Genomic DNA, 12,268 nt, shown 5'->3' with positions numbered 1-12,268 from the left:
TCGCCCTCATGAGCCCCTGGACCGCAGCAGACATCCCCGACCAGCACGGCCGCGTCGCGATCGTGACCGGTGCGAACAGCGGGATCGGCGCGGTGACGGCCCGTGAGCTCGCCGGCCGCGGTGCCGCCGTGATCCTCGCCTGCCGCGACACGGAGAAGGGCGCGCGGGCGGCGGCGACGATGACCGGCGACGTCGAGGTGCGGCAACTGGATCTCGCCGACCTGGCGTCCGTCCGTCGATTCGCCGACGGGGTCGAGCGGGTCGACGTACTGATCAACAACGCGGGCGTCATGGCGGTCCCCGAACGCCGCACGACCGACGGCTTCGAGATGCAGATCGGCACGAACTTCCTCGGGCCCTTCGCACTCACCGGCCTCCTGATCGACCGCATCACCACGCGGGTCGTGACGCTGTCGAGTGCCGCGCACCGGGCCGGCAAGATCGATCTGGCCGATCTCAACTGGCGCAACCGGACGTATCGACGCTGGTCCGCCTACGGCCAGTCGAAGCTCGCCGACCTGATGTTCTCGGCCGAGTTGCAGCGACGCCTCACGGCGGCGGGGTCCTCGGTGCTGTCCGTGGCCGCGCACCCCGGCTTCGCGTCGACCGAGCTCCAGTCGCACACCGAGTCCGCACAGGGTCCGCTCCTCGCATGGGGAACCCGGCTCCTCGGTCAGAGCGCGGACATGGGTGCACTTCCGACGCTGTATGCGGCGACCTCGCCCGACGTCGAGCCCGGCGGCTACTACGGTCCGAGCGGCTTCGGCGAGATGCGTGGTGGTCCGAAGCCCGTCGGCCGGACCTCGGCGGCCCGCGACGAGCACGTCGCCGCCGAGCTCTGGACGACGGCCGAGGCGCTCACCGGCATCACCTACCGGTGAGCGCGCCCGGCCGTCCCGGCGTCACGCGGGAAGGCTCTCCTCGATCGCGGCGATGACCTCGGGGGCGTCCGGCTCGGTCGTCGGACGGAAGCGGTGAACGGTGCCGTCGGGCGCGATGAGGAACTTCTCGAAGTTCCACTTGACGTTGCCCGCCTTCCCGTTGGCGTCCGCGGTCTTCACGAGCTCCTGGTACAGCGGGTGCCGGTTGCGGCCGTTGACCTTCACCTTGTCCATCATCGGGAAGGTGACGCCCCAGGTGGTGGAGCAGTACTCGGCGATCTTCTCGTTGTCGCCGAGCTCCTGCAAGAACTGGTTGCTCGGGAACCCGATCACCGTGAAGCCGCGGTCGGCGTACTCCTTCTGGAGTGCCTCGAGCTTCTCGTACTGCGGTGCGAGGCCGCAGCGGCTCGCGACGTTGACCACGAGTTTGGCCTTCCCGTCCCACTCAGCGAGGGTCGTGTCCCGGCCGTCGAGGGTGGTGACGGGGATGGTGTCCAGATCGGTCATGGTGTGATGCCTCTCATCTGTCGAACGACGTCCTGCTCGAGCACCGTTGTGCGCAAGCGGATCCACTCCGAACGCTACTCGCCCGGGGCGCGACCGGCGCCCTTTCGGCAGGGCGTTCCCAGCCGACAGGCGTTGACACCGCCTGCCCGCCGGTGGATCGTGAGTGCAGCAGATCGGAGCAGGACATGGGACGCATCCACATCGACCTCTTCATGACCCTCGACGGCGTCGCGCAGGCACCCGGCGGGCCGGAGGAGGACCCCAGCGACGGGTTCGCGTTCGGTGGCTGGCAGGCGCCGCTCATCGACGAGGTCGACGGGGAGCAGATCGACGCCGGCATGGTGGGTATGGACGCCCTCCTGCTCGGGCGCCGGACCTACGACATCTTCGCCGGGTACTGGCCGCACCAGGAGGGTGGCCAGGACGACGCCATCGCGAGGCTCTTCAACCGACTGCCGAAGTACGTCGCGTCACGCGAGCCGCAGGAGCTGGGGTGGGGGAACTCGACGCAGCTCGGACCGGACCTCCCGGAGGCCGTTCGCGCTCTGCGCGAGCGTCACTCGCAGATCCACGTCATCGGCAGCCTCGACCTCGTGCAGACCCTGCTGGCCGACGCGCTCTTCGATCAACTGAACCTCTGGGTGTACCCGATCACGCTCGGCACCGGGAAGCGCGTCTTCGCGACCGGCACGGTCCCGTCCACGCTGCGCCTGCTCGGCCCCGCGACCACTTCCCCCGCAGGGACCGTACACCTTCGCTACGAACGGATCGACGGCACACCGGCCACCGGCGACATGGGCGACCCGCGATGAGCGCGTCGGACGAGGCGTCGGCGCAGCGGCCCGAAGCAGACACCCGCTTCGACACGGTCGTCGTCGGTGCCGGCGTCGCGGGGCTCGTCGCCGCACGGTTGCTCGCGGCCGCCGGACGCGCGGTGGTCGTCGTCGAGGCCCGCGACCGGGTCGGCGGGCGGGTGTCGACCGAGCGTCGCGACGGGCGGGTGACCGATCTCGGCGCGTCATGGGTGCACGGTGTCGATGACAGCGCGGTCGCCGCGGCGGTCGAGGCGTTCGGGATGCGGACGGTCGAGTTCACCGTCGGTGGTTACCAGCCGGACAGCCGACCGATCGCGTACTACGGTCCCGACGGCAGGCGCCTGTCGGACGCCGAGGCTCGCGGTTTCGCCGAGGACGTCCATGCCCTCGATGCGACGCTGCTCGGTGTCGTCGCCGAGTCGGCCCCGGACGCGTCGTACCGTGACGTGACCGAGGCGGCACTCGCCCTGCAGGCGTGGGAAACCGAGCGGGCGCAGCGGGTCCGTGAGTACCTGGAGCATCGTTCGGAGGAGCAGTACGGCGCGTGGATCGAGGACCTCGCGGCGCACGGGCTCGACGACGACGCGATCGACGGTGACGAGGTCGTGTTCCCCGACGGCTACGACGTGCTCCCGCGACGGCTGGCCGAGGGGCTCGACGTGCGCCTGGAGCACGTGGTGACGAATGTGCGGTGGTCCACGGACGGCGTTGAGGTCTCCGCACAGGGACCGACGGGCGAGGTGGTGCTGCGCGCGGGCTCGGTGGTGGTGACGGTGCCCGTCGGGGTCCTGCAGTCGAAAGAGTTCGCGATCGATCCCCCGCTGCCGGAGCCGGTCGCCGGCGCCCTCTCACGATTGCGGATGAACGCGTTCGAGAAGGTGTTCCTGCGTTTCGAGCGACGGTTCTGGGACGACGGCGTCTATGCGATCCGCCAGCAGGGGCCGGAGGGTCGCCGGTGGCACTCCTGGTACGACCTGACGACGGCGCACGGCGCCCCGACCCTGCTGACGTTCGCCGCCGGCCCGACGGCCGTGGAGATCCGGGACTGGGACGAGTCGCGCGTCGTCGAGTCGATCCTCGACCAACTGCGGCGTCTGTACGGCGACCGTGTCGAGGAGCCGACGGAGGTGCACGTCACCCGGTGGCAGGACGACCCGTTCTCCCGCGGGTCCTACGCCTACATGACCGTCGGATCGACGACCGACGACCACGACGCCCTCGCGACCCCGGTCGGCGGCGTCCTGCACCTCGCGGGCGAGGCGACGTGGACCGACGACCCCGCGACGGTGACGGCGGCATTCCACTCCGGCCACCGGGCCGCCGAGCGCGTCCTCGGTCGGTCGATTCCCATCGAGACCCTCTGGCGCGACGAGAGCGCAGTACCGATCGTCGACCCGGTCCGGTGACGACCACGAGTGCGCTCTCGCGAGCGTCGAAGGAGAGGAAACGTATGCGATTCATGATGTTCGTCCTCACGGACCCCGTGCCCGACGAGCCAGCCGATGGCGCGGACGTCGACCACTGGGTCCAGGAGCTGGACACGACGGGGCGTCGTCTTCTCGGCGACGTGCTGGATCCGAGCGAGGCGCGCGGCGTCCGTGTGCGCGCCGGTGAGCGACTCGTCACCAACGGACCGATCCCGGGAGCGACCGACACGCTCTGGGGCTTCGACATCCTCGAGTGCGCCGACCTCGATGAGGCGATCGACATCGCCGCCCGCCACCCGATGGCCCGCAACGGCCGCCTCGAGCTGCGCCCGTTCCCGGGCGCGTAGGAAGCCGACGGGCTGAGCGGACACCCGGGCACCGACCACGAGTCCCAGGAGCCCGCCGGCGTTGACCCATCGACCTCGGGCCGACGAGGGAGGCGGAATCGCCGAGCGTTCGGTCCTTCGATCAGGCGCGCAGCGGCTTCAGCGCGCCTGCCCACGCCTCGAGCTGGTCGAACAGCACCCCGGCGGCTTCGGTGTGCTGGGGTCCGGGCGTGAAGGTGCTGAAGTCCTCGAAGTCGGTGAAGAGCGAGAAACTCAACTGCTGCCGCACATCCGCGATCTGCAGTTCCGCGCTGATGCCGCGAAGGTGTTCGATCGCGCGGGCACCGCCGAGGCTTCCCCACGCCACGAACGCGGCGGCCTTGTTGTTCCATTCGGCGTACAGGTAGTCGATGGCGTTCTTCAGGACGGCGGAGGTGGAGTGGTTGTATTCGGGCGTGACGAAGACGAATCCGTCGTAGGGCGCGATCGTCGCCGCCCAGGCCTTCGTGTGCTCGTTCTCGTATGCCCCGAACGACGGCGGCGTCGGCTCGTCGAAGAGAGGCAGCGGGTGGTCGAGCAGGTCGATGAGCTCGTAGCTCGCGCTCCGACCGGCGGCTTGCTCGACGACCCAGTCGGCGACTGCCTTGCCGTTTCGGCCGGGGCGGGTGCTGCCGAGGATGATGGCGATTCGGAGGTCTGACATGGGGTGCTCTCCTTCGATGTGCGTGCCCGTCCCGCGAAGCACGGGACGTGGTGGTGCTTGGCTCGCACTGTAGCCGGGAGGCTGGGCAGGCGCCTCCGTCCGGGGTGGGGCTTGCCGAAGGGCTCCGGGCGTGCTGGGAGCGGCGAACCCGGGCGTCAGGCTCAGGAGCCCGCCGGCCGGCCCGGCAGGGTCTGCGCACCGATGACGGCGAGGAGTCGGAGTTTCTCGGCGCTCTCACTCCCGGGCTCAGCGGTGTAGACGAGCAGCCGGTGGGACTGCTCGGGGTCCAACAGCGTCTGGCAGTGCAGTTCCAGCTCGCCGACCTCGGGGTGGAGGAACCGCTTGACCTCCGTCGGCCGGAGACCGACCTCCTGCGCGGCCCACAACTCGCGGAAGTCCTCGCTCCGTTCCAGCAGTGCGTTCGCGAGGCGTTCCGCACGCGATCCGGGACCGCGCATCGTGACGACCTCGCGGAGCCCGGCGGCGTACACGCGCGAGAGCAGCAGGCGATCGGCGGGCGCGTAGGCCGCGCTCGCGGTCGGGTCGGTGAACCACCGGTAGCCCAGGCTCCGGTCGTCCCCGGTGAACCGGGAGGCGTCGCCGTTGAGTGCGACGGCCATCGGGGTCTGGCGAAGCGTCTCGCCGAGTTCGTTGATGATCTCGGCGGGGGTGTCCTGCAGGCGGTCGAGGATCCGCAATAGACCGGGGCCGACGTGGTCGCCGTGCGCTCCACGCGCGGGAGGCGTGCGCCCGGCCAACCGGAAGACGTGGTCCCGTTCATCGAGGGAGAGACGCAGGCCCTGCGCGATCGCCGCGATCATCTGCTCGGACGGCTGAGGCCCGACGCCGCGCTCGAGCCGCGCGTAGTAGTCGGTCGACATGTTGCAGAGCGCCGCGACCTCCTCCCGGCGGAGGCCGTCCGTCCGTCGCCGCGGACCGCGCGGAAGCCCGACGTCCTCCGGCTGCAGCTGGTGCCGGCGGTGGCTGAGGAAGGCCGCCAGGCCGTGCCGATCGATCATGTCGCGTCTCCTCGTCGTGCAGCGGTCCGTGGACCTCCTTTCTATCGTGCGAGAGCGGTGCCAGCCACGGATCGCCGATCAGTGGATGAACCGGTCCTGGACCGGCCGAAACCGACCGTCGAGAGTGGTTCCCACACGCCGGACCACGGCGACACCCACGATGAAGGAACGACCATGCCACGAACACCCGCGTTCACCATCCCCGACCTGACCGGGTCGTTCGCCGTCGTCACCGGCGCGAGCGACGGCCTCGGACGGGTCATCGCGACCGAGCTCGCCCGGGCGGGTGCCGAGGTCGTCCTGCCCGCGCGCTCGACCACGAAGGGCGCGCACGTCGCCGACGACATCCGTGCAGCGGTTCCGGGCGCGGCGGTCTCGGTTCGCCGTCTGGACCTCGCCTCTCTGGGTTCCGTCACAGCGCTCGTCGAGCAGCTCACCGCCGAGGACCGCCCGATCGACCTGCTCATCAACAACGCCGGCGTGATGACGCCGCCCGAGCGGCAGGAGACGCGGGACGGCTTCGAGCTGCAGTTCGGCGTCAACCACCTCGGCCACTTCGCGCTGACCCTCGGTCTGCTACCGCTGCTCAAGGCCGGTGGAGCGCGCGTCACGCACCAGACGAGCATCGCCGCCCGGAGCGGATCGATCAACTGGGACAACCTCGACTGGAAGAGCAGCTACGACGGGATGCAGGCCTATCAGCAGTCCAAGATCGCCGTGGCATTGTTCGCCCGCGAACTCGATGCTCGGAGCCGAGCCGGCGGCTGGGGTGTCTCGAGCAACCTGTCGCACCCCGGCGTCTCCCCCACCAACCTGTTGGCCGCCCAGCCGGGCATGGGCCGACAGCGAGACACCGGAGCCCGTCGTGCGGTCCGCCTGCTCTCACGCATCGGCGTCGCAGGCACGGTGTCGAGCGCCGCTCAGCCCGCGCTCATGGCCGCGACGGCACCGACCGCGCGAGGCGACGAGTTCTACGGCCCGGTCCGCACGATGGGTGGCCGACCCGCGCTCCTCCCGGCACTCTGGCCGCCGATGCGGAACCTGGACGACGCCCGTCGCCTCTGGGACGAATCCGAGCGGCTCATCGGACGGTGACGCGGCGGCTGTGCGCTGGTCGGACGGCCGGCGCTCCGAGCACGCCCGCCGGAACCCGTGGCGGTCACCGCCACCCTGGACGTCCGGCGGCGTGCTTCGACGTGATTCGCATGGTCGCGCCCTACGGGAGCGGAGGCGCCCCATCCGCGCCGCGTGCGATGCGGAGCATCCGCGTCGCTGTCGCGTGGAGGAGTTCGCGGAGATCCTCGGGCTCGTCGACGATCACCGCATGATCCCCCAGCCCGGCGATCACCGCTGGAAGCCAGTCGAGGCGTTTGGCTCGGATCGAGACCCGATGCCAGGCAGGTGCGTCATCGATCGACTCCACGACGGCCACGCTCTCCGGGAAGTGGGCCCGGATCTGCGGGACGTTCGCCTGGATGCGCAACCGGACGTGCCATCGGTAGTCCGCCCCCGCGAAGCGATCGACGAGTGGAGGGCGCTCCGCTCGAGCACCCGGGCCCGAGAAGACGCCGGGCAGCGTCCGCGCCGATCGGATGCGGTCGACCCGGAAGGTGCGCTCCTCCGCTCGCTCGACGTCGAACGCGTCCAGGTACCAACGACCGGCATGGACGAGCAGGTCGAACGGATGCACCGTGCGACGCGAGGGCGTGTCCTCCGCGTCGCGGTAGCGCAGTTCCACGGGGCGTCTCGCTCGGATCGCGTCCGACACGGTGAGCAGGACTCCCGCGTCGGGCACGTCGTGGCGCGACGGCCTCAGCGCTGCGGACTGCATGACCGCCTCGAGGCGATTCACGGACGCGGCCGGGAGGGATCGTCGGATCTTCGCGAGGGCGATCTGCGCTGCGACGTCCGGGGAGTCCGAGGACGATTGGGCTTCGCTCAAGCCGAGGAAGACGGCGACCGCTTCCTCGTCAGTGAGGATGATCGGCGGTACGCGTCGGCCGACGGCGAGGCGGTACCCGCCGTAGCGACCGCGCACCGACTCGATCGGGACATCCATGTCCACGAGACGCTGCACGGAGCGGCGCACGGTCCGTTCGTCCACGCCCAACCGCTCGGCGAGCTCTGGCACGCTGCGGATCTCCGCGGACTGCAGCAGCTCGAGCAACTGCAGCGCTCGAGCAGTCGGCGAGCCGGCATGTCCCATCTCAAGAGAATACCGGGCGAAAATAGTCCGGTATTGGCTCTATCGTCGTCACCGCCCCGCACCTGTGGGGGAAGACCACCAGCCAAGGAGACTCGCATGCACCTCGCAGCCACCCGGATCATCACCGACGACGTCGACACCCTGGTCGCGTTCTACGAACGGGTCACCGGTGCGACCGCGGCACGATTGCACCCGTTGTTCGCCGAGGTGCGCACCGACACCGGCACGCTCGCCATCGCCAGTTCAGCGACCGTCCCGCTGTTGGGCGAGGACGCCGCCGCACCGCGTGCCAACCGATCCGTCATCCTCGATCTGCTCGTCGAGGACGTCGACGCGGCCTATGCGACGCTCCAGGGCGTCGTGGCGACGTTCGTGAACGAGCCGACGGACATGCCGTGGGGCAACCGGTCGCTGCTGTTCCGCGACCCCGACGGCAACCTCGTCAACGTCTTCACCCCGATCACCGTTGACGCAGGGTGAACGCGTCGACTCGTGACGTGCGCCCACGGCCTACGCCGGGATGACACGCTCGCCGGCTGTGGGAGGCGTCCGAGCAGCTCATCAGCTGACGCGCCAGAGCCGGCGAGCGGAACACGGTCTATCCTCGGTCCCGTGAAGATCGTCGTGTCGGGCACCCACGCCAGCGGGAAGAGCACGCTCATCGCGGACTTCGCGCTCCGCCACCCGGAGTTCACGGTCCTCGGGGAGCTGTTCGACCTCGTGGAGGACGCCGGAGACGTCCCAAGCAGCGCCATGTTCGCCGCCCAGCTACGCCTCTCGGCGGAACGACTGCTGGACGAGTCGGATGACGGAGACGTCATCGCGGAACGCGGGCCACTCGACTTCCTCGCATACCTCCTCGCGTCAGCGGAACTGGCCGGCACCGACCTCGACACCGGGTTCCTCGAGCGGGCGACTTCCCGCACCGCCGCGGCGCTCCAGACGGTGGATGTGCTGGTGGTCCTGCCGTTGACGCCGAACGACGGGATCCACGTCGGCGCGGACGAAGACCTGGAGCTGCGGACGGCCATGAACGCCGTCCTGCTCGATCTCGTCGACGAGCCCGATCTCATCGCCGACCACGTCACGGTCGCCGAGATCACCGGCGACTCGTCAGACCGATTGGCCGCCCTGGAGGCTCTGGTCGCGTCGCAGCAGCGCTGACCTGCCACCGGACACGCCCACGACTCGGTGCCTGGTGGTGGTCATCCGGGTCACCGCGGGCACGGGCACACGCCTACGCCGGGATGACGCTCGACATGAGTCGCGGCGCTGGCGGGAGCGCTTCGTGCCGGTCTGACGCACGCAGGCCGTCGATCACGAGTGCGGCGTAGCGTCGTGCAGCTCGGACGCGCTCCGTCTCCGACGTCGTCGAGAGTCCGCGAGCCGCGAGCAGGACCACGAGGAAGTCGTCGAGGACGAAGTCCGGGCGCAGCGCGCCGGCGTCGATGGCACGACGAGCGACGGCGGTGATCGCCCGCACGGCCTGTTCGCGCTGGGTCCGGAAGTCGACGGCATCGGGGTAGGCGGCGAGGAACGCGTCCGTGAACCCCTGGTTGCGGGCGTTGAGGACCAGGACCTCCTCGATGATGCTGCGGAAGGCACGCCAGGGGTCGACGTCCGCGAGGGCATCGACCACGATCGAGCGGCACGCGCCGAGCTCGTCCACGAAGGCGGCCCTGACGAGATCGGCTTTGGTCGGGAACCGTCGATAGAGGGTGGCCGGCCCGACACCGGCTCGGCGGGCGATCTCCCGCATCGTCACGTGGAGGCCGTCGGTCCCGAACAGGTCGCGGGCTGCGGCGAGGACGCGGTCACGGTTCTCCTGCGCGTCGGAACGCAGGTTCTGAGGCAGTGGCGCGGACATGTGTCTCACATTACTCAAGTGGACGGGTGCGTCCGTTACGTTACGGGAGGCGGGTCAGATCCCCCGCCGTGAAACGGAGTGCACCCATGCGCGCAGTGATCATCCGGACCTTCGGCGACCCGAGTGGAATGGAGGTGACGGACCTTCCCGTCCCCACGCCCGGGGTCGGTGAGGTCCTCGTTCGAACAGAGGCCGCCGGCGTCGGCGGGGTCGACGTCGTGATCCGCCGGGGCGGGATCGCCGAAGCAGCCCGGGACTCGGGGATGACCACGGGAAGTGAAGCCGCCGGCGTCGTCACCGCGACCGGGCCCGACGTCGACCCCGCATGGGTCGGTCGACGGGTCTGGGCGTTCACGGGGGCCTCGGGCGCGTACGCCGAGTACGTGACCGCGCGCGCCGACGAGATCGTCGAGCTGCCGTCCGACCTGACGTCCGTCCAGGCGGTCACGCTGGGCAGTGCGTTCCCGGTCGCGCACTTCGCGCTCGATCGCGCTCGCCTGACCGAGGGCGAATCCGTCCTCGTGCGCGGCGCCGCCGGGAGTATCGGCCTGGCCGGCGTCGAGCTGGCCGCTCGTGCCGGCGCCGGGGTCATCGCCGTCACCACCTCGTCCTCCGAACGCGGGGAACGTCTGCGGGCGTTCGGTGCAACCCACGTGCTCGACCGCTCCGGCACGGGCGATGAGGACGCCCCGGTGGAGTTCGACGTCATCCTCGACATCGTCGGCGGGCCCAACCTCCCCCGGTTCATCGAGCGGCTCTCGCCGAACGGCCGTTTGATCGCCGTGGGCGTGGTGGGTGGGTTCCCGCCCGCCGACTTCGGCACGGCTCTCCTGGCCGGCTTCCGCCGATCGATCACCTTCGGGACCCTGAGCCTCGACACCGTGCCGCGCGAGGAACTCGCCCGGGTGCGAGCCGAGGTGTTCGACGACGCCGTCCGAGGCACGCTCTCGCCGGTGGTCCACGACACCCTGCCGCTGAGCGACGCAGCCGAGGCGCACCGTCTCATGGACGTCGGGGACGTGTTCGGGCGCATCGTGCTCGTCCCCTGAGTCGGCTGACGAGGCAGGCACAGATCCGCCACCGCTACAGCCAGATCGTCGCCAGCCAGACCTCGACGGCGGCGAGCACGAGCAGGGCGACGTTCAGCCCGAGGACCCGGAACTCGCCGCGACGCACGTGCACGGTGATGCCACCGATCTGTACGAGGACGAGGCCTACCGCGGCCGCGACGGTCAGCCAGGTGAGGACGCCCACGAGCGGTGGCAGGATCAGGCCGGCCACGCCCAGTATCTCGAGGGCTCCGATCACGCGGACGGCCGAGAGCGGCATGGTGTCGACCCAGGCCATCATGGGGCGCAGCTGCTCCGCCGAGCGGACGAGCTTCATGCCGCCCGAGTACAGGTACATGACCGCGAGCAGTCCTGCGACGATCCAGTAAGCGACGACCATGTGCAACCTCCGAGTGCGTGTGTGCGTTGATGGTTACGATAGGTAACCGACGCAAGTGTGGACCGGTTCGGACCGGCGTACAAAAGGCACACGCGTGTGACCGAGCCGCGAGGGGTGCCGTGTTCCGCTACCAGAGGCTGTGTTCCGTCCGGGGCGACCAGGGCAAGGCCATCCGCTCACTCCTCGACCGCATCGCCGACAAGTGGGCGCTCCTCCTCATCGCGACGCTCCATGACGGCCCGTTCCGGTTCACCGAGCTCGAGCAGCGCATCCCGGGCATCTCCCGACGCATGCTCACCCTCACCCTCAGGAACCTCGAGCGCGACGGACTCGTCACCCGCACCACCTTCGCGGAAGTGCCACCGCGGGTCGAGTACGAGCTGACAGACCTCGCCGAATCGCTCATCCCGCACGCGATGGCGCTCGCCGAGTGGGCCGGTGAGCACGTCCCGACGATCGAGGCGAGCCGCAGGGCGTTCGACGAGCGGTCCTGAGCGCCGGGCGTGGTGCGGACCAACGGAAAAAGTCCCGGAAACCAGACGGTTTCCGGGACTTCCTGGTCGGGCTGACAGGATTTGAACCTGCGACCCCTTGACCCCCAGTCAAGTGCGCTACCAAGCTGCGCCACAGCCCGATGCCATCTCCGCGGGCGGAGAAGACAACTCGAACAGTCTAGCGGATTCCGAGAGCGCTCCGTGACACGACTCCGGGGACGGCAGATCGGCCCAGACAAGCCTCGGACAGGCCGCACTCGTCGGGTGGGAGGTCTCCCCTGCCCGCCCCCGGACGGGGCACGCTACCGTGACTCGTCCGCACCCGCGCGACAGGACGAACGGACCGATCCGGCCACCCGATGGAGGACCCCATGCGCTACAGCCACTACTGGAAAGAGGTCCGCGTCGCGGCACTCACCGCCCTGCCCGTCGCGATCGTCTCCGGCATCGTGCAGGTCAGCCGCAACACGCCGATCGACGACGCCGTCATCGGCGGTGCCATCACCTTCGTGGCACTGTCCCTGCTCATCCCCGTCGTGCGCCACTGGGTGCACCCCGAGTCCCGCGGCTGATC

Annotated in this window: 16 protein-coding genes and 1 tRNA gene; 10 read left to right on the top strand and 7 right to left on the bottom strand. The window is 70.0% G+C overall.

The features are described 5' to 3' along the window. Positions 1-8 precede the first annotated feature (8 nt). Entirely contained in the window at positions 9-881 is an 873-nt protein-coding gene (locus RWN05_RS12510) for an oxidoreductase (RefSeq protein WP_314139745.1), read from the top strand. Between the two features lie 21 nt (positions 882-902). Here the strand turns inward: RWN05_RS12510 and RWN05_RS12505 are convergent, their stop codons facing one another. Beyond that, on the bottom strand, positions 903-1,388 hold the full coding sequence (locus RWN05_RS12505) for a glutathione peroxidase (RefSeq protein ID WP_121290470.1): 486 nt from the start codon (positions 1,386-1,388) through the stop codon (positions 903-905). 185 nt (positions 1,389-1,573) lie between these two features. Between RWN05_RS12505 and RWN05_RS12500 the strand changes: the two genes are divergently transcribed. From RWN05_RS12500 to RWN05_RS12490, 3 genes are read left to right on the top strand one after another with little or no spacing between them, the layout of a single operon-like run. Continuing rightward, positions 1,574-2,200 carry a dihydrofolate reductase family protein gene (locus RWN05_RS12500; RefSeq protein ID WP_314139744.1) on the top strand — a complete coding sequence of 209 codons (627 nt, stop codon included), beginning with the start codon at positions 1,574-1,576 and terminating at the stop codon, positions 2,198-2,200. After that, on the top strand, positions 2,197-3,609 hold the full coding sequence (locus tag RWN05_RS12495; RefSeq protein ID WP_314139742.1) for an NAD(P)/FAD-dependent oxidoreductase: 1,413 nt from the start codon (positions 2,197-2,199) through the stop codon (positions 3,607-3,609). The genes RWN05_RS12500 and RWN05_RS12495 overlap by 4 nt, the downstream gene beginning before the upstream one ends. A 44-nt stretch (positions 3,610-3,653) precedes the next feature. Next, complete coding sequence (locus tag RWN05_RS12490; protein WP_314139741.1) at positions 3,654-3,977, top strand: YciI family protein; 324 nt, start codon at positions 3,654-3,656, stop codon at positions 3,975-3,977. Between the two features lie 121 nt (positions 3,978-4,098). Here RWN05_RS12490 and RWN05_RS12485 read toward each other — a convergent pair whose 3' ends face one another. Together RWN05_RS12485 and RWN05_RS12480 are read right to left on the bottom strand one after the other, a co-directional pair. Continuing rightward, positions 4,099-4,659, bottom strand: coding sequence for an NAD(P)H-dependent oxidoreductase (locus tag RWN05_RS12485; protein WP_314139740.1), 561 nt, complete (start codon positions 4,657-4,659; stop codon positions 4,099-4,101). 161 nt (positions 4,660-4,820) lie between these two features. Further along, entirely contained in the window at positions 4,821-5,678 is an 858-nt protein-coding gene (locus RWN05_RS12480) for a helix-turn-helix transcriptional regulator (RefSeq protein WP_314139739.1), read from the bottom strand. A gap of 174 nt (positions 5,679-5,852) precedes the next feature. Here RWN05_RS12480 and RWN05_RS12475 point away from each other — a divergent pair, with 174 nt between their 5' ends. Then, positions 5,853-6,773 carry an SDR family oxidoreductase gene (locus tag RWN05_RS12475; RefSeq protein WP_314139738.1) on the top strand — a complete coding sequence of 307 codons (921 nt, stop codon included), beginning with the start codon at positions 5,853-5,855 and terminating at the stop codon, positions 6,771-6,773. A 121-nt stretch (positions 6,774-6,894) separates the two neighbouring features. On the opposite strand, the gene RWN05_RS12470 is transcribed toward RWN05_RS12475, so the two are convergent. Beyond that, positions 6,895-7,884, bottom strand: coding sequence for a YafY family protein (locus RWN05_RS12470; RefSeq protein WP_314139736.1), 990 nt, complete (start codon positions 7,882-7,884; stop codon positions 6,895-6,897). A 96-nt stretch (positions 7,885-7,980) separates the two neighbouring features. Here RWN05_RS12470 and RWN05_RS12465 point away from each other — a divergent pair, with 96 nt between their 5' ends. Both RWN05_RS12465 and RWN05_RS12460 read left to right on the top strand, forming a co-directional pair. Then, the gene (locus RWN05_RS12465; RefSeq protein WP_314139735.1) at positions 7,981-8,364 is read left to right on the top strand and encodes a VOC family protein; all 384 of its coding nucleotides are present in this window, start codon (positions 7,981-7,983) and stop codon (positions 8,362-8,364) included. A gap of 132 nt (positions 8,365-8,496) precedes the next feature. Further along, positions 8,497-9,048 (top strand): AAA family ATPase, encoded by a 552-nt coding sequence (locus RWN05_RS12460; RefSeq protein ID WP_079002635.1) that lies wholly within the window; start codon positions 8,497-8,499, stop codon positions 9,046-9,048. A 73-nt stretch (positions 9,049-9,121) separates the two neighbouring features. Here RWN05_RS12460 and RWN05_RS12455 read toward each other — a convergent pair whose 3' ends face one another. Beyond that, a complete protein-coding gene (locus tag RWN05_RS12455) occupies positions 9,122-9,751 on the bottom strand; it encodes a helix-turn-helix domain-containing protein (RefSeq protein ID WP_314139734.1) in 630 nt (209 codons plus the stop codon). 86 nt (positions 9,752-9,837) lie between these two features. Between RWN05_RS12455 and RWN05_RS12450 the strand changes: the two genes are divergently transcribed. Further along, positions 9,838-10,800: a zinc-dependent alcohol dehydrogenase family protein gene (locus RWN05_RS12450; protein ID WP_314139733.1), complete on the top strand. Its 963-nt coding sequence runs from the start codon at positions 9,838-9,840 to the stop codon at positions 10,798-10,800. A gap of 34 nt (positions 10,801-10,834) precedes the next feature. Here RWN05_RS12450 and RWN05_RS12445 read toward each other — a convergent pair whose 3' ends face one another. Then, positions 10,835-11,200 (bottom strand): DoxX family protein, encoded by a 366-nt coding sequence (locus RWN05_RS12445; protein ID WP_079002637.1) that lies wholly within the window; start codon positions 11,198-11,200, stop codon positions 10,835-10,837. Positions 11,201-11,319: 119 nt separating this feature from the next. Here RWN05_RS12445 and RWN05_RS12440 point away from each other — a divergent pair, with 119 nt between their 5' ends. Beyond that, positions 11,320-11,694 carry a helix-turn-helix domain-containing protein gene (locus tag RWN05_RS12440; protein WP_079002638.1) on the top strand — a complete coding sequence of 125 codons (375 nt, stop codon included), beginning with the start codon at positions 11,320-11,322 and terminating at the stop codon, positions 11,692-11,694. Between the two features lie 63 nt (positions 11,695-11,757). Here the strand turns inward: RWN05_RS12440 and RWN05_RS12435 are convergent. Continuing rightward, positions 11,758-11,834: transfer RNA gene (locus RWN05_RS12435), tRNA-Pro, on the bottom strand. 231 nt (positions 11,835-12,065) lie between these two features. On the opposite strand from RWN05_RS12435, the gene RWN05_RS12430 reads away from it, so the two are divergent. Continuing rightward, entirely contained in the window at positions 12,066-12,266 is a 201-nt protein-coding gene (locus tag RWN05_RS12430) for a hypothetical protein (protein ID WP_153303440.1), read from the top strand. The last annotated feature ends 2 nt before the right edge of the window (positions 12,267-12,268 follow it).

The sequence above is a fragment of the uncultured Plantibacter sp. genome (assembly GCF_963518075.1).
Lineage (GTDB): Bacteria > Actinomycetota > Actinomycetes > Actinomycetales > Microbacteriaceae > Plantibacter > Plantibacter flavus_A.
This window is presented reverse-complemented; position numbering and strand designations above follow the sequence as displayed.